This window comes from Bacillus sp. WMMC1349 (assembly GCF_013155385.1).
GTDB lineage: Bacteria > Bacillota > Bacilli > Bacillales > Bacillaceae > Bacillus.
In genome coordinates this window covers 42,155-59,220 of record NZ_JABJUQ010000005.1, presented here as the reverse complement: position 1 = coordinate 59,220, position 17,066 = coordinate 42,155, and the positions used below count along the sequence as shown (strand labels likewise).

The following is a 17,066-nucleotide window of genomic DNA, read 5'->3' as shown; positions in this document are numbered from 1 at the left end:
CCCTTACGCGTAGTAGAAACGTGTATCAAACGTGATGTCAAAATCATTGGTATTCTGCACTTCAAAATCATTCACTCCGATATCAAGCCCCGGAAGCCTCCCAGATGTTTTGACAGGCTTTTTATTGATCACCGTATATTGTTTAACAAAAGTCACAGACTCAGATTTTTTCAACTCGCGTTCTATTTTTAACTTTTCACCATTTGTATGATTGATGATCGTGACATTTTTTCCTTTTGCTCGTAAGGTTACATGATAATCATGCTGCATAGGGTTAATATAGGCGTCACCAGTGTTATAGACCTGAAACCTTTTTTGATTTTTGAACATGTATTTTAGATCATCACGCATTTGAATATTCATCCCCGGCTCCAGTGTTCACCATTAAAATTTTGTTTTGTCAGAGAAGTAGATTTTGATTCAGCTAATCCTGTAAAGTTATTAAAGTCCACAGTGAAAACTACGTGATTTTTTTCTTTCTGTTTTGGAATGCTGAAATTCCCATCACAAGTTACTTTAAAACGGAGATTTGGCAATAAATCCGTTGAAATATAATATGGGAAAGGTTTAACCAGTAACGCATAAAGTTCATGTCTATACTGATAAAAATTTTCTGCAATAATTGAATTCATATAAATTTCGACTGTTATTTTTCTCTCCGTATACGTGATTTCACGTGGGTGCTGCGGCAAAATAACTCCATTTATTCTCGGAATATTGATTGTTTCACGACTTATCCCTGGAGCCTCAGGTGTAAAGCTTAGAACCTCGAAAAAAGGGAGCAAGCTATTTAAACTTTGCTCCCCCAGCCCATTATCATAATCAATAAACAATTTCATCATCTCACCCCGTTCATAAATGACGTTCGGGTAAACCGATCACCGGTAGATTGATCAATCTTTCTTCCATCAAGATAAGTGTCACTCTCTTTTAATAGAATCTGTTGTAACAGCTGCATGTTTTTATTCAGAAAATCAATTTGTTTTGCCATCATATTGATTTGTTTTTCTTGGTTCTGCACGATACTACTAATGTCCACAGATGGAATATTAGAAGAACCTCGTTCTTTTTCGGGTTGCATCGATACTTTTTGCAACAACACAAGAGCTTTTGAAATCATCCCTTCTTGTAAAGACGGGAGAACTCCAAGCTTGCTACCAATACGCGCCCATAATCCTATATTGCGTTCGCGGTATGAAGGATCTTCTGTAATTGTAGTTTCATCAAAGCCTCTTTCGTTTAAAATTGCCCATTTTGAACCACCACGACCGGGAGAAATCCCACCCTTTGCATACCCAACATATCCACCACCGAGAGCCATCGATCTTAAACCTGGATGGTTGCGTATATCTCCGTATCTGCGCTTAATATAGTTAATAGCCGCCAAAGTATTATCTACAGGATTCAATATGTTATTATGCCCAGGAAACTTGTTAGCGTTAAATGTAGATGGAATAGTTTGCATTAACCCTTGTGAAGGGTGTCCAGCCTTTGCATTAGAATCCCACAAGTTGATGGCATTTGGATTTCCACCGCTTTCTTTCATGGCAATTGTAACAAGACCAGGTATCCATGTAGGAGGAACACCAGCTATGTTTGCTGCCTCACTAACCCACTGGTTAACAGCTTTTGTCCCACCTGTTCCTTTAAATGAACTCGAATCCGTGGCCGTATTTTCTGGTATAATCCCTTTTAAAAACTGAAATGCTCCATCTTTTATGGTCTTCATTATGCCAGTTCCTATGGAATCAATGCCTTTTCCAGATTTGAAAGGTATTAATCCCTTAAACAGTTTTTTAATGAATTCACCTGGTCCTTTCTTAATCAACTCTACTGCCTTTGAACCCACATCAATCGTTTTATCTACAACATTTTTCCCTGCTGAAATCATTCCTTTGAAAAAACTTCCGACTCCACCCGCATATCCAGGTAAACCTGATCCTGTTAACACTTTAGACTCAGCATGTGGAAGTACAGAAGTCCCTCGTGGTAGATCCAAGATTTGTGGACCGCCTACCCCTATCATATAGGTTCCAATTCCTGGTGAATGAGCCAGTTCCCAACCTTCTTCACCAACAAGTGCTTGACCACCTGGGTGGAAATTTGTTCCTTTCGCATATGCAGCACCAGGAGCAACCTGCATCTTTTTATCATTGTCACTATATCCTTTAGGTTTCCACTCAGGAATAGTTGGGGCATGAAAAAATTCAAGAACCTTGTTTATACCACCAGTAATTTTATTAATGATACGGGCTAAATCAACAATGAAAAGATTCCATTTCCCGAGAACTTCACCCGTTTCCCAATCAACTTGGCTAACATGTCCGGTTGCCTGTTTTTTGGCTTCTTTTACAACACCTTGATGAGTTTCTTTAGCCTTTGATATCGTGTTTTTTTTCTGATCTCTTGCCTTTTTAACAGTATCATCATGTTCTTTTTTAGTAATCGTGCCTTTGACATAATATTGATCGTCCGCTGCCTTTACAACAGCATTAAATTGATCATTTGCTGCTTTTATTGTTTTGTTTTTAGCTTTATTACTGTTTCTTACAACTGCGGCTGCTTGTTTTGCAGAAAGATTGGAAGATTCCTCTTTTAATTTTCTTGAAATTTTTATTTGTTCATCTTTACTTTTAGAAAGAGCTGTCTTCATTTTGGCATACATTTTTCTTTGTATTTTAGCTATTTCTTTATTCTCTTTGTCTGTTGTTTTGCGATGTTCTTTTGCAGCTTTTCGATAGATTTGGTTAACTCGATTAACATACCCTTGAATTTCTTTTTGTTGCTTGCTATTTCCGTTTTTAATTTTATTTAGTATTTTAGCAGCTTCCTTGTCTGATGTTTTGTTATTAGAAGCATAAAAATCTGTTAATACCTTAGTAGCCGTATCTGCACTTGTCTGAAAACCTTTTTTCAGCGAATTTCCCATATCTGTGAATTGTTTAGATACATCTTCAGCAATACTTTTAGTGATTTTTTTATTCGTCACACGTAGTGTATTAAGCTTAGCTGTGATTTTTATGTTCATATCTTCATAAGCGTTTATAGCTTTTGAAGTAGATTTTGATACACCATTACCAAAATCAATTGTTGCTGGAAGAACTCTTTTCTTTAGATTGTCATAGTATTTGAAACCAGCTTCAGTTAAAAGTGTAGTTCCTGTTATAGCAAGACCAACAGGACCACCCAACAGGCTCAATCCACCACGTAATAAGCCGACTATCCCTACACCTTTTTTGATAATGTTAAACAGTCCGAAACCGCTTTTTGCTAGTCTCATAAAACCGCCAGCGCCTTTAACAGCATTGACCCCAACTTTTAAAATACCTGAGCCAAATTTTAATAGTTCCGGGGCAAAAGAAAGCAAAAGTCCTCCGATTACACCAACTGGACCACCAAACATACCAAGACCTAAACCAGCTACACGAGAGGCTCCACCCAACCCTCTCATGACCTTAGTACTTCTACTAGCTGACTGTTCAAGTCTACCAACTCTTGTTGTTGCTAAGTTGGTCGTTTGGTGAAATCTATTCATTCTTGTGGATGCTAAGTTTGCCGCTGTTGATGTTGTGCTCATCCCTGTGGCTGCTGTTCTGGAGGCTCTACCCGCGGCAATCGCTTCTGTAGAGTAAACTCCAAGACTAGTTGAAGCACGGTTTACATTACGAGTTAAATATCCACCGGCAGTACGAAGCATATTCCATCCTGCTGCCATCTTTGGCAAAGAGCCAAGCAACAACAAAGCTGCACCACCTAAAAGTGAAAACACAGTGACGGCTCCACCTGTAATAGCAATTGTACGAGACACAGAAGGAGGTAACGAATCAAACCAAGTTACCATCTTAGTCAATCCATCAGCTGTAGCTCTAATAACAGGTAAGAACTGATTTCCCAAAGTGATAACTGCGTTATTTGTAGCTGACTTTAGATATTCAAGTGATCCAGATAAATTATCCATTTGTTTCTTAGCTACTTTTTCAGCAGTTCCACCACTGTTTTCTACTTCTTTCGTGAAATCTTGAAGCTTGTCTTTTCCAGCGTGCATTAAGGTAATAAATCCTGAAAGTGCATGTTGCCCTGCTATTTGTTTGGCAATACGAATTTTCTCGGTTTCCGTATAGTTTTTAGTTTTCTCATTGATTTGTCCAATGATATCTGCCAGTGGTCGTAATTTTCCGGTTGAATCTGTGACCTTTAATCCCAATTCATCTATTGCATTGCCTGCTTGCTTTGGCGGTGCTGCTAAACGAGTAAGTGTTGATCGTAAGGCTGTTCCTGCCATATCCGCCTTAATCCCACTGTTTGCCATGATTCCGGTGGCTGCTGCTAACTCTTCCATACTGAGTCCGGCTGTTTTTGCGGCAGGTGCCGCATATTTCATTGTCTGTCCGATTTCTTGCAGTGTGGCATTTGAATTGGTAAACGTGTAGGTCATCGCATCTGCAACACGGTTTGTATCTTCAGCTTTAATATGAAATTCAGTCAAAATATCTGAAACAATATCTGCTGTAACACCAAGTTCAGTTTGACCAGCTGCGGCAGTCGCTAGAAGTCCCGGCATGGCTCCAACAATTTGATTCGTTTTATACCCCGCCATCGCTAGATATTGCATCCCTTCAGCAACTTGCCCATCTGTGAATTGAGTTGTCGCACCTAAATGACGGGCTGTTTCTGTTAACTCTCCCATTTGTTCATTCGTTGCGTTTGCCAAAGCACCTACACGACTCATTGCTTTCTCAAAGTCTGCTGCTGCTTTTACAGTGAGTCCAATTCCAACAGTTCCAGCTGCACCAATGGCAGAAAGTGCTTTCCCTGCTGTAGTAGCAGACTGATAAACTGCATTTAATTCTTTAGATACTTCACCTGAGTTACGTTTGAATACAGAAAAAACACCCGCTGCTCTTCGGGTGCTGTTTGTCGTATTATCAAATTCTCTGGTTACTCGTTTCAGTTCATTTCCAAGACCTTGGTGGACAGCAATCGCGTCATTTAACCGCCGGGCTTGTATCTGTGTTTCACGGTTATCTAATCCTTTTTCCCTTACTAATTTATTGTATTTAGTGCGATGTTCATCAACTAAACGTCCTTGAATCTGATATTTATTATTAAGGCCTTCTATTTGAGATTGGAGGAACTTAGACTGATTGCCCGCTGCTTTATAAATTGCTCCGGAGGCTTTCATTTCTGAATTTGCCAAACGCATTTGTCGTTTCAAACCTTCAATACCACGATTAAAGCCAGTATCGTCAAGCCCTACTTTAACAATCATGTTTCCGATAGGTTGCGCCATATGTAACCACCCCGCTTCCCTGGCTTAAACTCAACAAAAAAATCATTTTTAGAAAAATACTTGATCTATAGGTACTATTTTAGGTTTGTTTTCATGTGCCAAAACTTCTAAATAGTGATAAATATCCATCTGATCTATTTCTGTCATTGTCCATCCTTGCTTTAAAAGAGCCGAATAAATATCATTGAGTTGCTCTATTCCACTTTTGGCTGTAAGGTTTCTGTTTCCGCTGTCTGCAAAAAATCATCGTCCTCTTTAACCTCTTCGTATCCCATGATTTCGCCCATGATTCGTCTTACTTGATCAGATACCTCAAAGGATTGTAGGCCTTCTTGGAATTCCTCTAAGCTAAACTGGTTGTGAAATACTCGGACAATAAATTTCATGCGTTCATCTAGACTTTTAAGGACTTCTTTAATGTTTTTTGTTTTTTTTGCTGCATCTTCATCTAATTCCAAGGCTTCATACAAGATTTTTGTATTCGTACGAGGGGCAATAAACGTTTTATATTTTTGATCTTTTTCAAACCATAATTTAATTGCAATTTGCTTTTGAGCCATGCTGACTCCTCCTTTAAAAGTATTGAGTACGAAAAAAGAGAAGCACTAAGGCTTCCCTTTATGTTTATTTTCCTGGATTGACGTTAGGGTTATCTCCTGCACTAGGAGACTTGTAAGCATCGCCAAATACCTTCGTATAGAACTTATCCAAACTGAAGCTTGGTGCATCTTCATCAGCTAATACTTTAAAGACATTATCCTGCTCACGCTCCATAAACTCAGCTGAAAGTTTGATTGTTTGGAAATTCGTTTTTTCTTCTTTTGTTTTCCATTCATCATCTGGTAACGAGAAACGACCTTTCACTAATCCCACATGACGATGATTACCGTTTGCTTTCGGCCCAAAAAACGACATAGCAACCCATGGCGGGATAATATTCTTTTTAAACATATACAGTCCATCTGTTGCTTCAATTCCTAACAACTCAGCTAATATTTCCATTGGTAAATCACGCATTTCGAGTTCCAGTTTTGTGGAACCTGTTGTAACAGCCATATCAACCAGTTTATTATCCGCATACTGCTTTTCTGTTGAAGTTTCAGTATTTACTTTTGCATTAATTGCATAAGGGTAATCTATAATTTTTGAGGCTATATAAACCCCGTTTTCCTTTTTTAGTGGTGCGAATTTCACACCTTCCAACCCGGTAACTGAACTAAATTCAGGCATTTTTAAACCTCCAATTATATTAAAATATTGGCCTCAAATCGATATCCTTTCCGGATGAGGACTTCATCTTTTAAAAAACCATTGATTAAAACAGTCGTTTGAAAATCTAATTGATTCATCACATGAACGATGGCAACAAGAATCTCATCACAGGAAGAACTGTGATAGACATCAATTTGATAGACAGCACTATCCTTTATTGGCTTGCCATCAGCCCACTGAGTAGCTCTATACTCTAGTTCCTGTACAACAATATAGGCTGGCTTACTTTTGATCCCAATTGGTACAGCTAGTTCAAAAATATTTGATGGTTTCACCAATAATAAAAGCGCTGGATCATTCTCCAACGCTTCAAATACTTTGTTTTTCAGTAGTAAAGACCTTTCTACTACATTCATAGCTTGTACCCTCTTTTAATTACGCTTGCCATCGCTTGTAACATTCTTTCATTTGCGCTTCTCATACTTCGCTGAATAAATGGATTAGCTGGCTGATGAATGGTTCCGAATTCCGGTAAGTGAACACGGAATTTTGTGTCTTTAGTAGGTCCAACAACAGCATAGATTTCACCATCCAAATCCTTTCGAGTACGGTTTCCAACAATAATATCCTCATCAATATGGGGATGACTGCCCCCAATATCAGATCGAGGTGCATTTTTATCTATTTCTTTGGCAAGAATAGCACCCCCGGCTTTTACGGCTGCTTTATTGATTGACTCATCTTTCCTTGCAAGGTCAGTTAAATATGAATCTAATTCTTTAAAGCCCTGCATCTCCATTTCAAATTCCATTATTCCACCGCCTTTGCCCTTATTGTGGTGAAATGTTTCCGAGAATAGTTCGGCAAAATTGATTCAATCTCGTATGGTTGATCTTGAAAAAGAATTCGCATATGTTCGTTAAGATCTTCACGGTGACGAATTGTAAATTTTATAGTTTTTTCTTTCTGAACAGCTGCCGCTGCATAATACTCTCGGCCTTTTAATCCCTCAGCTTTGGCCCAGCATTCCACAACAGTTTCATACTTACCTTCCACAGGGAGGCGCCCGCCCTCTTTTTTCTGTTGAAATTCAATCCGATACCGCATGTCATTCAACATTGGAACCAGTCTCCGAAACCGTATATTTTAATTGATTGATCATCATCGTTAGCACCCCATCAAGGTTTGAAGTTGTGCCAGCTACTTCCCTGTTTTCATACCAATGCGTTACAAATGCTTTTACACACATATCAGCTCGTGCTGAATGATTTGGGAACTTTAAACCAGTTGCAGCTGTAATATATTCCTTCGCCGAAGCGATAAATCCCAGGATTAAATCATCTTCCAAATCACCATCAACCCTGAGAAATTTTTTCGCTTCTTTAAGTTCTTTTTGCTCAATTTCTGTCATTGGGCATCACCTAGCTTTCATTCACCTATTATTTGTTCTCACCAGAACCGGGATTTGGAACCCCATTGTCTGGAGTTGCATCTTTGATTGATGAAAACTCTGCAAACACAACAGCATCAGTATCCCAAAGAACAACATCTTCACGTTCAATGATTCGCATATCTGTAGAATTACGATAGAATGCTTTACCGCCAACATTTGTCGTTAAAATGGAATATTGCTGACGGTCAAATAGTTTAACAGCTTCTTTAAGATCACCGACAATCAACGGATATTTTGGCGCTGCTTTTGTACCACCGTTTGGCAAATATTTATCAGATATAACGGACACAGGCTTTCCGAATAAAAGTTTTTTAGTCGGATCTGTTGGATTAGGCTGTAGTAAGTACCGGCCAAAAGCATCCTTCAATTTATCCAAAACATTAAATCCTGATTGATTTGTAATAAAAGAGGTTGTGGCGTTGATAGCTGGATCAAGCTTGACGTTCAAAATATCTTTAATATCGTCTTGCTTTGAAACTGCTGTTTTTACGAGTGTTCCTAATTGCTTAATAATCAACGTATTACGCGTAACAGCTGATTTCTTAGCGAGCCAATTGGTCAAATATTGAAGAAGCGCTTCTTGTGTATCTGAAAGCAAATCATTAGAAAGAACCAAAATTCCTGCATAATCTTTAATGTTATATTTAATGTTTTCAAATTTAGGATTCTCTAGTTCCGTAATATCCGCTAATTCTTCAAGGTTTGCTAATGGAGTGATATCTGCTAGTTTTTCAAGCACTCGTGAACCTTTATTTGTAGATACCGGAATGACATCAACGAGATTAGCCAGTGTATCAAATTGTCTACGTTTTTCGTTGATCTTCGTTGAAATATCTTGCGGAACAACAAGACCGCCATCTTCATCCACACCTTCTTTCATTGCGGAAAGAGGTTTCGGTATTGTTCCAGATTTAAGAGCTGACGCAAAAAGCTGAACATGGTTCTTTACTTCCGTTTTGGCGATATCATCTGTTGGCTGTTGACCAGTTGCTACTGAATCTTGTGATGTCTGCTCCTGTTCATAAGGGACTTGCATATTTCGGACTTCTTCATATGTCTGGATCTGCTCTTTTATTTGTTGAGCTTCAGAAAGTAGTTTTTTAGCTTCATCAATTTTCCCTTTGTCTGTCAATGCTTCAATTTCTGTACGCTTTTCTGCTAGCGTTTGGCGTAACTCCCGTTCTTTTTTAGACATTCCACCTCCAGCAAAAAATTGAATATCTAGTTTCAATAAAAAATTTTTTTGTTTTAATAGTTTCGGTTTCAAATTCTTGTCCTCCTTAAAAGTGGCATTAAAAAAGAACCCTTAAAGATTTAAGAGTTCAAGTTTCATATCAATTTTTTGTTTTTGTAATTCATCCAATCCTGCTTCTTCAGCCGAATTTTCAGCAACTGTTTTAGCAACTATCTTTCCTGGCACATGTTTAAAGTGTGCCAAAATTTGATGATCAATACAGGCTGCTACATCCTTTGATTCTGAGACCTCATCAATCAAACCATAATGTAATGCTTCATCAGCTGTCAGCCACGTTTCTTCATCAAGTAATTGATGTAAAGTAACATCATCCAGCTTGTCACCAGCTTTATCAAGGTATGTCGAAACAATACTTTCTGTGATCTTGTCAAGATCATCGGCAGCCTTTCGAAATTCTGTTGCATTCCCGACCATTCCCATGTAAGGATTATGAATCATCATCATGGCGTTACTTGGCATTGTAATGTTATCCCCCGCCATTGCAATAACTGAGGCAATACTTCCAGCCAGTGCATCCACATAAACATTAATTTTAGCTTTATGACGTTTAAGCATTGAATGAATCGCTTGGCCCTCAAAGACATCTCCTCCAGGTGAATTAATGTACAAATCAATAGAGCTTACATCACCTAAACTTTTCAATTCTGACTGAAAAACTTTAGAAGAACTCTCACTAAACCATCCTTCACCCGTTATTGAGCCATAAAGTGTGATTTCAGCAGTAGAATCATTCAGAATCTTCATGTTCCAATACTTGTTTTTCTTCTTCGTTGCCATCACCCCCCTTCTGTTCATCAGATGTCCCTTTTACTTTGTTCAATTGATATTCTTTCATAATTGAAAGAGGAACAAGATTTAAATTCCCATAATGCTCATCCCCAATATCTCCAATTCCGGTCATGTCCTCTTTTTGAAGGATTGTGTTTACGCTAAAAGCGCCAACACTTTGCATCGTTTTATAAAACTCAGCACGAGATTTACTATCTCCACGAAGTTCTGATTCTAGGTTAAATTTAAAGTAATAACCACTTTTTAACTGGTTTTCTGTCAATATTTTATCGTTCAATTCTTGTTCTATATTTGTCACTAAAGGTTGTAACGTCGTTTTGACATAATCCAATGATTGTTGTTCGATATTAGAGAAAGTGGCTCGATCAAGTTCACCTATTTTATGTGGTGGTACCTTATAAATAGATGCGATCTGCTGACGGTTCCATTTCATGGACTCAATAAATTGAGCATCCTTCATCGGCATGGTTACTTGTGAATAGTCGAGACCAGCGTCTAGGACTGCAATAGACTGACCCGCATTTACACGCTCCCAGTCTTCTCTCACAATTTTTTTACTTTCTCTATCTAATAGAGTTGGTGCTTTGACAACGCCAAACGGAGCGCCACCATTTTTATAAAATTTTGCATTGAATTTTGTGGCAGCTCGATTTGATCCGATATTGTCACGAATAACTGAAATCGGAGTTTGTCCCACAATTCCATCAAGAGAAAGGTTTTTAAAATGCAGAACTTCTTCATAAAAAAACTCACGATATTTGCTGTCAATCGTGGTTGAATACCAAACCCGACCGTTATTAGGGTCAATATTTGTATTTGTTGCCTCAGGGTTTAAAGGTCTGATTCCAGTCACATTTCCGTCTTTATCAAAAAGCAAAAGATTGTAACTGTTCCCCCAAGTACAAAGCCTTGTGACCAAAAGCCTTTTCCAAATAAAACTTGTCATATAATCATTGACTTTGTTCAGAATCATCTCACTAATATCATTTTGGACTTGTTTGATATTGCCGTTTTTATTCTGAAAAAGTTTGATTGGCAGTTTCGCGATATCATCCGCCAAAACTATGACACATGCATAAACATCGGGATGAAGAACAGCTGTTTTTGATGATACTCTTTCACCTGATGAGGTTTCAGTGCCAGCAAAAATATTTCTAAACCAATTGGCTGGATGAAGAAGGGAGCCGCTATCCTCTTCTGCGATTTCATTCTTGACCCCGCCCTTTAAACGGCTTAATAGCATCTAATCCCCTCCTTCCTCCTTACGCTGCCTATCTACACCTAACAAGCCAGCAAGAGAAAATAAAAAAACACCGGTCGCAATCAAACCCGCGTTGATATTTATTCGATATATGGCAGTAGAAATGAATATCATCCCTATAATAAGTAAGATATCATCTATAAACGGCTGCATACTTTTTATAAATTTCATATTCCCACCTCCTACAGGCTGAAAGATCCTGACTTGATATAAGCATTTAAGTCAATCGTCATATCAATTTGAGATGCTCTCACATGTGCATTAATAAGGGCTGCAGCAGGGTCAATCCGTTGTGTTGACTTTGATTTGTCCAGCATGATATTTTCTTGAGCATCTACTTTTGTAACAGCATTACCCATCGCCCATGTCAGTAGATCGTTTTTATTATGGATGATGTTTTTCGCCTTTACTTTTTCGCGAAAGTCTTTTGTAGGCTCTGAAAGTGTGGCAACTCCCTGCCTAATTTCAATCATCACATATCCGTCAGCCTCCATCTGTTGAGCAAACTGTGTCGCATTATATGGATCGTAACCGATTTCTTTAATTTTCCATCCTTTCTCTTTCTCCATTTTCTTGATATAAGCTCTGATATAGTCATAATCAACTACAGCACCATCAGTAACGGTTAACCAGTTCCTCTCCCTCCACAAGTCATAAGGGACATGATCTGTCTTCATACGTTCATAGAATGTATCTTCAGGCATAAAACCATGACTTTCTACAGCAAAGCTCCCATCATCTAACGGAAAAATAAAAGATACGGCTGTCAGGTCAATTCGTTTTGATAAGTCAATTCCAACATAGCACTCCCGGCCGGATAGATCAGGAAAATGATCAGATCCACAATCTTTCCAAGCTTGCATGTCCATGTAGCCATTTTCACGCATGTTAACCCAGATATTCATATTCTTAGTCAGAAAGTTCCTCATTTTCTCTGGTACAGCCAAGGCAACTTCCAACTCTCCACGCAGATAATTAAGTCCATGTTCATTTTTAGCAACAATAGGATTGGCTTTGATCCAGTTCTGCTCATCCTTAATGTCATCACCTTTGTCTAATTCATTAACCATCACAAAATACTGCTCATTTGTTTCTACTTTATTTGGATCTAAAATGCGTGACACGTAATCATATTCAACGCGGTAGGCAGGGTTATTTAATTCAAAACCGGCAGTCGTAATAATGACCATTAACGGCTGATTTCGTGCAGCCATACCAGAAACAAGTACATCATATATTTCAGATGTTTTATGTGCGTGATATTCGTCTATAATTCCGCACTGAGGATTGAACCCATCTCCTGTTTTCCCTGCATCTTTAGAGAGTGCCTCAATTTTAGATTGTGTTTTTGGATGTTCAATTTTCCCGTAGGCAATCCTATATTTTTGCTCAGGTTTATTTAATAGCTCACACTGAAGAATCTGTGCTTTGATCTCATTCCAACATATTTTTGCTTGCTCAGTTTTCGTTGCCCCAATGTAGACCTCTGACATATTTTCATCATTTGCCATAGCTTCATAAGAAGCAACACAAGCTAAACTTTGTGTTTTCGCGTTCTTACGTCCAACTTGCCAATATACTTTTGTGAATCTGCGATACCTTGTTTCTTTGTGAACCCACCCATACACATTGCCAAAAATAAAAATTTGGATTGGTTCGGGGACAATATTTTCTCCTGCGAGAGGTCCTTTTGTATGCTTAAACTGAGTCATCCAATAAAGAAACCGTCTAGCTTTCTCGTCATCAAATATATAAGGGAACTCCCTTGTTCCTTCTCTCTTAATGTCATTTAAAAAGCGATGACAAGCCCAAATATGTTTTTGACACGCCACAATCTCACCCGATATCACATCGCGCGAGTAGTCAATCATAAACTGTTTAATTGTATTCATACATTACCAAACTCCTTTTCCGCTGCCGTCTTTTCTCGTTCTTCCTGAGTTTTGGTGATGGCTAGTTTTGCACGTGCAGACGGTGTAAGGCCAAAATGGTTGGCCGCAGATATCATCTGATCATAATAATTTTTCTCGCGTTTAAGAAGGGGATGTTCTTCACCAACCGACTTGATGGGCTGACCATTTTCATTACACCCTTCTGTGTTTATCATGATGCCATCTTCATCAATTTTTTTTGTAATAGAAATATATCGAGAGTAAATCTTACAATAGGTGGCCAACATGTTGATATCCGCCTCTGTGATGAGATCCACTTCAGACAATAAAGCAGCAACCCGTTTAAATTCTTTTTTAGCTACCTTATCATCCAACCATGAAGGAGGCTTAATATTTTCAGTACGCATTTTCATTTGTTTTTCATATTTAGCTCTGGTGGCTAATTCCTCAGTATTCTTTTTATTCGGATTACCCTGTATTAGTTGAAGAGCTGCAGATTTTGCGGGTCTCGGCATGTTTTTCACCTCATTTCGTTAAAAAAATCTTCTTTTTTCGCTTGTTTTTTCCGTCAAACATGCTATGATGAAACTAACAATCAAATCGTTTATATCAAGCCCTCTTGGCAAATCGCCGAGAGGGTATTTTGTATTTTTCGGGAACTTTGAAAAGCGGTGTTTGTTTGCAGAAGAGGGCGCGCCGTTCCCCAGACGGTTGTTTTCCAAAGATTTTAGTAGGGGGGTATCCTACTGCCCTAGCTTACTTCGATCACCATGAACCTTGTTATGGCAAGCATTACAGAGACTTTCAAGGTTTGAAAGGTCTAAACGCTTGGACCAGTCCTCTTTTACTTCCACAATGTGGTGAACCATGTCAGCAGGTATGAAGCGATGTTCCCTCAAACATCTCTGACAAAGATAGTTGTCTCTTAACAAAGCAAGTTGTCTTGTTTGCTTCCAATCAGTTGATTTATAAAAACTTGTAATTGTTTTGTCTCTTGAATGTTTGTTGTATTGTTTTGTTTCCTCTTGCTTGATGTGCTTATGATCATGGCAATAGGCTTCTCTAGTTAGTGCCTTACACCCATAGGCCTTACACTCCCTTAACGGCTTAGGTGGCATTGTTATCCTTCCTTCGGTTGTAAAGAGATCGATTGTAAACGATTGCTTTTGTTCCATACTTGCTATCTTTATCGACAAATTCAATGTCAATATGCGTTGGATTAAGCGTTGAATCATCCCTAGTTAAGTATGAAAAATCTGCATTTATAATCTTGTCAATTTTTTTACCGTTATAAAAAATACGTGGCGGAGAATCAATATCATCAAGTTCAATTTGAAGTAAAGGTGGTGCCATTTTCTCTTTAGTTGTGATTGATTGATACGGTTGATATGGACCATTTACTACCCTTTCCAATAGGTCAGATATACTCATATTGGCTAAATCCTTTTTAAAATCCACTTTTTATACCTCCCTCAAATAAAAAAACACCCTCCCTTTCGGAAAAGCGCTTGGCTATATTCTTTCTAAACCATGCCCACACTCAGAGGCTCCCTTTGCCATCAATCGTCTTATCTGAGATTCACTGGACACGGTTTACAGAGAACATCAACCAAGTCCATTAACACGCTTATATTTAATAAAATTGAACTTACACATACCCCGGGAGGAAGCCAAGCATAGTAAGATCATGGGTACAATGAAAATACTATTCCCCGATACGGCTGCCGCAAGACTAGCGCTATCCAGGCTCAGAATGTTCCTCCCGTTCGGCTTCATTCCTCAACACCTTTGTTCCGTATCCGGATACGCCATTGATAAGGGAAAGGCGCGTCTCCCATATATTCTTGATAAGTAAATGTTATCGCTAATGCAGACATAAATAGTCCCCCTTTTTGTCCCCCATTTTATCGGAAAAATGTCGGGATTTTGTCGATAAAAAAAGCACTCAGATAATTCCGAGTGCTGTAGCTATACGGTTTATAGCGCGTTGCTTGATTTCATAATAAGTATCCTTTTTCATTCCGAGTTCTATATAGATATGAATATCTTTTACCCTTGCAGCAGTTAGATATTTCTTTTCAATGATTAACCGTTCTTCTTCATCCAAGCTGTTTTGTAAGGCGCGTTCCATCTGCTTGACCTTGAGTTCATTGAGATTTAATGAATCTCGGAGGGAAGGGAAAGTATTTATGCCAGCAGATGAACATTCCTTTTTGTTCTCCAATTGGACTTTAAGCGCACGGTAATTTTTCAATTCTTTGATGACAACTTTGCGGACGGCTTTTTCATCCACAGCTGGAAGAAAAGATAATTGTTTAGACATCCTATCCCTCCTATTCTTCTACTTTTCTTTTTCCCATTTTTCAATACGTCTTTCGGTAAACTCTATCCAAATCAACGGTGCTGCAATAATAATGATTCCTATAATTAGATAGATCATGATTCTCCCTTCCCGTCTTATGTTATTTTTTAGTCAACTACGACTGAACACTATGCCGTTAATTTCTTAAACTGTGAATTAGTCAATTTCTTCTTTCCAAGGCGCTTCATCTATAAGCTCAAGCCAACAATTTAATGAACAACAACATTCAAACCTATTTTCTTGATTAGTTGGATAACCTTCATCTGTTTGAAACTCATCACCACAATTTGAGCATTCTTTCATTTTCGTAACTCCTTTAACGAACAATTATCTCAATAATTTCAACATCTTTATCACTGAATACAATTGAACAGGCCGGACAATACTCTCCCGATTGCCAATCTTCCTCAAACTCTTCTCGTTCATCAAAATAGGAGCCGAACATTGGATCTTGTTCTAAGTGGTAGAAAAACTCTTTTATTGTTCCACTATCTTTTTCTAGCCAGTTAACGAGACAATACCCGTCTCCACTCCAACTTTTTGCGACAATAACCTCTACTCCGGCAATTAAGCCATATATTTTAAGCCAATTTTGAATTTCTTCTTCATTTGGTTCTAGCCCAGTTAATTCGTTTTTAATTTGTTCTGATGTTTTTTTACTGGTATTCAATTTTGCCTTGTATAGATTTAGGAATTCCCCTTGTAAGAGTGTCATTTCCATGCCTCCCAATAATTCTGTTTTTCAAATATAAAATTACGTGAAGGTTTTAAATACTCTCGGTAGACAATTGGGTACTTTTTGATATAAGCCAACCGTTCTTTCTCTGTCATCTTCCAAACTTTCACTTCCCCTGGCAATCTCCAATTTTTATTTGAACTCATATTTATTCCCCCCTTTACTTTTGTAAAGTACCCTGTGACGCCTGCAGAACGGTGTTTGATTTTTAGCAGCTTGTTTATTTATGCCTTCTTCAAAAACAGTAATGACCTGTAGATTCTCAGAATCATAGTTTGTTGCCACCCACTGAACAACACGCCTTATCATGTTTATCCCCCTTAAAACGGCAAATCTGAATCTTTTATATCAATCGGCTTTCCATTATTGGCAAACGGGTCATCTAGGAATCTATTTCCTTGCTGTTGTCTCTGGTTCTGTCCTTGATTCTGGTTGCTGTTTTTTGTATCCAGAAATTGAACTGATTCAGCGACTAATTCTGTAATGAACACCCGACCACCATGCTGGTTTTCATAGTTGCGTGTCTGCAATCGTCCGTCTACGCCTGCTAATGATCCCTTTTTAAGAAAGTTCGCGACGTTTTCAGCCTGCTTTCTCCAAGCCACACAGTTTATAAAGTCTGCTTCTGACTCTCCATTTTGATTTTTGAACGGTCGATTAACCGCAAGTGTGAATCCTGCAACAGCAACACCTGAGCCGGTATATCTTAACTCTGGATCTTTAGTTAAGCGTCCAACAATAATTGATCTATTTAACATGTTTAAATTCTCCCTCTCATTTTTTCGACAAAATTCGACAAATGAAGCCGTTATTTAT

21 protein-coding genes and 1 pseudogene are annotated in these 17,066 nt (G+C 38.4%); all 22 read right to left on the bottom strand.

The genetic code is table 11. The features are described from left to right. Positions 1–3 precede the first annotated feature (3 nt). The 22 genes and pseudogenes from HOO54_RS01725 to ssb all read right to left on the bottom strand — a co-directional run bounded on the left by HOO54_RS01725 (position 4) and on the right by ssb (position 17,008). Positions 4–839 (bottom strand): annotated as a pseudogene (locus HOO54_RS01725) (phage tail family protein). Next, entirely contained in the window at positions 839–5,290 is a 4,452-nt protein-coding gene (locus tag HOO54_RS01720) for a phage tail tape measure protein (protein ID WP_172292212.1), read from the bottom strand. The pseudogene HOO54_RS01725 and the gene HOO54_RS01720 overlap by 1 nt, the downstream one beginning before the upstream one ends. 194 nt (positions 5,291–5,484) lie before the next feature. Further along, complete coding sequence (gene gpG, locus HOO54_RS01715; RefSeq protein WP_172292210.1) at positions 5,485–5,850, bottom strand: phage tail assembly chaperone G; 366 nt, start codon at positions 5,848–5,850, stop codon at positions 5,485–5,487. Between the two features lie 64 nt (positions 5,851–5,914). Further along, complete coding sequence (locus tag HOO54_RS01710; protein WP_172292208.1) at positions 5,915–6,520, bottom strand: major tail protein; 606 nt, start codon at positions 6,518–6,520, stop codon at positions 5,915–5,917. A 14-nt stretch (positions 6,521–6,534) separates the two neighbouring features. After that, on the bottom strand, positions 6,535–6,918 hold the full coding sequence (locus tag HOO54_RS01705) for a hypothetical protein (protein WP_172292206.1): 384 nt from the start codon (positions 6,916–6,918) through the stop codon (positions 6,535–6,537). After that, a complete protein-coding gene (locus tag HOO54_RS01700; protein WP_172292204.1) occupies positions 6,915–7,313 on the bottom strand; it encodes an HK97-gp10 family putative phage morphogenesis protein in 399 nt (132 codons plus the stop codon). Before HOO54_RS01700 ends, HOO54_RS01705 begins: the two co-directional genes overlap by 4 nt. Continuing rightward, a complete protein-coding gene (locus HOO54_RS01695; protein WP_172292202.1) occupies positions 7,313–7,621 on the bottom strand; it encodes a phage head closure protein in 309 nt (102 codons plus the stop codon). The genes HOO54_RS01700 and HOO54_RS01695 overlap by 1 nt, the downstream gene beginning before the upstream one ends. Next, positions 7,611–7,913 carry a head-tail connector protein gene (locus tag HOO54_RS01690; RefSeq protein WP_172292200.1) on the bottom strand — a complete coding sequence of 101 codons (303 nt, stop codon included), beginning with the start codon at positions 7,911–7,913 and terminating at the stop codon, positions 7,611–7,613. Before HOO54_RS01690 ends, HOO54_RS01695 begins: the two co-directional genes overlap by 11 nt. A 28-nt stretch (positions 7,914–7,941) precedes the next feature. Then, complete coding sequence (locus tag HOO54_RS01685) at positions 7,942–9,222, bottom strand: phage major capsid protein (RefSeq protein WP_253907589.1); 1,281 nt, start codon at positions 9,220–9,222, stop codon at positions 7,942–7,944. A gap of 39 nt (positions 9,223–9,261) precedes the next feature. Then, entirely contained in the window at positions 9,262–9,987 is a 726-nt protein-coding gene (locus HOO54_RS01680) for a head maturation protease, ClpP-related (protein ID WP_172292198.1), read from the bottom strand. Further along, positions 9,938–11,242, bottom strand: a complete 1,305-nt coding sequence (locus HOO54_RS01675) for a phage portal protein (RefSeq protein ID WP_172292196.1) — start codon at positions 11,240–11,242, stop codon at positions 9,938–9,940. Before HOO54_RS01675 ends, HOO54_RS01680 begins: the two co-directional genes overlap by 50 nt. Then, positions 11,243–11,431, bottom strand: coding sequence for a DUF1056 family protein (locus HOO54_RS01670; RefSeq protein ID WP_172292194.1), 189 nt, complete (start codon positions 11,429–11,431; stop codon positions 11,243–11,245). Positions 11,432–11,442: 11 nt separating this feature from the next. After that, entirely contained in the window at positions 11,443–13,152 is a 1,710-nt protein-coding gene (locus HOO54_RS01665) for a terminase large subunit (protein WP_172292192.1), read from the bottom strand. Further along, on the bottom strand, positions 13,149–13,667 hold the full coding sequence (locus tag HOO54_RS01660; RefSeq protein ID WP_172292190.1) for a phage terminase small subunit P27 family: 519 nt from the start codon (positions 13,665–13,667) through the stop codon (positions 13,149–13,151). Before HOO54_RS01660 ends, HOO54_RS01665 begins: the two co-directional genes overlap by 4 nt. Before the next feature lie 228 nt (positions 13,668–13,895). After that, the gene (locus HOO54_RS01655; protein ID WP_172292272.1) at positions 13,896–14,270 is read right to left on the bottom strand and encodes an HNH endonuclease; all 375 of its coding nucleotides are present in this window, start codon (positions 14,268–14,270) and stop codon (positions 13,896–13,898) included. After that, positions 14,260–14,610 (bottom strand): hypothetical protein, encoded by a 351-nt coding sequence (locus HOO54_RS01650; RefSeq protein ID WP_172292270.1) that lies wholly within the window; start codon positions 14,608–14,610, stop codon positions 14,260–14,262. Before HOO54_RS01650 ends, HOO54_RS01655 begins: the two co-directional genes overlap by 11 nt. A 487-nt stretch (positions 14,611–15,097) precedes the next feature. Continuing rightward, positions 15,098–15,475 carry an ArpU family phage packaging/lysis transcriptional regulator gene (locus tag HOO54_RS01645; protein WP_172292268.1) on the bottom strand — a complete coding sequence of 126 codons (378 nt, stop codon included), beginning with the start codon at positions 15,473–15,475 and terminating at the stop codon, positions 15,098–15,100. Positions 15,476–15,670: 195 nt separating this feature from the next. Continuing rightward, a complete protein-coding gene (locus HOO54_RS01640; protein WP_172292266.1) occupies positions 15,671–15,817 on the bottom strand; it encodes a hypothetical protein in 147 nt (48 codons plus the stop codon). A gap of 13 nt (positions 15,818–15,830) precedes the next feature. After that, positions 15,831–16,229 carry a hypothetical protein gene (locus HOO54_RS01635; protein ID WP_172292264.1) on the bottom strand — a complete coding sequence of 133 codons (399 nt, stop codon included), beginning with the start codon at positions 16,227–16,229 and terminating at the stop codon, positions 15,831–15,833. Further along, positions 16,226–16,396, bottom strand: a complete 171-nt coding sequence (locus tag HOO54_RS01630) for a hypothetical protein (protein ID WP_172292262.1) — start codon at positions 16,394–16,396, stop codon at positions 16,226–16,228. The genes HOO54_RS01635 and HOO54_RS01630 overlap by 4 nt, the downstream gene beginning before the upstream one ends. Further along, the gene (locus HOO54_RS01625) at positions 16,383–16,559 is read right to left on the bottom strand and encodes a hypothetical protein (protein WP_172292260.1); all 177 of its coding nucleotides are present in this window, start codon (positions 16,557–16,559) and stop codon (positions 16,383–16,385) included. The genes HOO54_RS01630 and HOO54_RS01625 overlap by 14 nt, the downstream gene beginning before the upstream one ends. Before the next feature lie 11 nt (positions 16,560–16,570). Next, positions 16,571–17,008 carry a single-stranded DNA-binding protein gene (ssb, locus tag HOO54_RS01620; protein WP_172292258.1) on the bottom strand — a complete coding sequence of 146 codons (438 nt, stop codon included), beginning with the start codon at positions 17,006–17,008 and terminating at the stop codon, positions 16,571–16,573. Between the last annotated feature and the right edge of the window lie 58 nt (positions 17,009–17,066).

Bases quoted from the DNA above. Each gene is read 5' to 3' on its own strand.
- ssb (WP_172292258.1), bottom strand. From the start codon at position 17,008: ATGTTAAATAGATCAATTATTGTTGGACGCTTAACTAAAGATCCAGAG.
- HOO54_RS01660 (WP_172292190.1), bottom strand. From the start codon at position 13,667: ATGCCGAGACCCGCAAAATCTGCAGCTCTTCAACTAATACAGGGTAAT.
- HOO54_RS01720 (WP_172292212.1), bottom strand. From the start codon at position 5,290: ATGGCGCAACCTATCGGAAACATGATTGTTAAAGTAGGGCTTGACGAT.
- HOO54_RS01655 (WP_172292272.1), bottom strand. From the start codon at position 14,270: ATGCCACCTAAGCCGTTAAGGGAGTGTAAGGCCTATGGGTGTAAGGCA.
- HOO54_RS01675 (WP_172292196.1), bottom strand. From the start codon at position 11,242: ATGCTATTAAGCCGTTTAAAGGGCGGGGTCAAGAATGAAATCGCAGAA.
- HOO54_RS01635 (WP_172292264.1), bottom strand. From the start codon at position 16,229: ATGACACTCTTACAAGGGGAATTCCTAAATCTATACAAGGCAAAATTG.
- HOO54_RS01705 (WP_172292206.1), bottom strand. From the start codon at position 6,918: ATGAATGTAGTAGAAAGGTCTTTACTACTGAAAAACAAAGTATTTGAA.
- HOO54_RS01665 (WP_172292192.1), bottom strand. From the start codon at position 13,152: ATGAATACAATTAAACAGTTTATGATTGACTACTCGCGCGATGTGATA.
- HOO54_RS01700 (WP_172292204.1), bottom strand. From the start codon at position 7,313: ATGGAATTTGAAATGGAGATGCAGGGCTTTAAAGAATTAGATTCATAT.
- HOO54_RS01670 (WP_172292194.1), bottom strand. From the start codon at position 11,431: ATGAAATTTATAAAAAGTATGCAGCCGTTTATAGATGATATCTTACTT.
- HOO54_RS01640 (WP_172292266.1), bottom strand. From the start codon at position 15,817: ATGAAAGAATGCTCAAATTGTGGTGATGAGTTTCAAACAGATGAAGGT.
- gpG (WP_172292210.1), bottom strand. From the start codon at position 5,850: ATGGCTCAAAAGCAAATTGCAATTAAATTATGGTTTGAAAAAGATCAA.
- HOO54_RS01630 (WP_172292262.1), bottom strand. From the start codon at position 16,396: ATGAGTTCAAATAAAAATTGGAGATTGCCAGGGGAAGTGAAAGTTTGG.
- HOO54_RS01625 (WP_172292260.1), bottom strand. From the start codon at position 16,559: ATGATAAGGCGTGTTGTTCAGTGGGTGGCAACAAACTATGATTCTGAG.
- HOO54_RS01645 (WP_172292268.1), bottom strand. From the start codon at position 15,475: ATGTCTAAACAATTATCTTTTCTTCCAGCTGTGGATGAAAAAGCCGTC.
- HOO54_RS01710 (WP_172292208.1), bottom strand. From the start codon at position 6,520: ATGCCTGAATTTAGTTCAGTTACCGGGTTGGAAGGTGTGAAATTCGCA.
- HOO54_RS01690 (WP_172292200.1), bottom strand. From the start codon at position 7,913: ATGACAGAAATTGAGCAAAAAGAACTTAAAGAAGCGAAAAAATTTCTC.
- HOO54_RS01695 (WP_172292202.1), bottom strand. From the start codon at position 7,621: ATGTTGAATGACATGCGGTATCGGATTGAATTTCAACAGAAAAAAGAG.
- HOO54_RS01680 (WP_172292198.1), bottom strand. From the start codon at position 9,987: ATGGCAACGAAGAAGAAAAACAAGTATTGGAACATGAAGATTCTGAAT.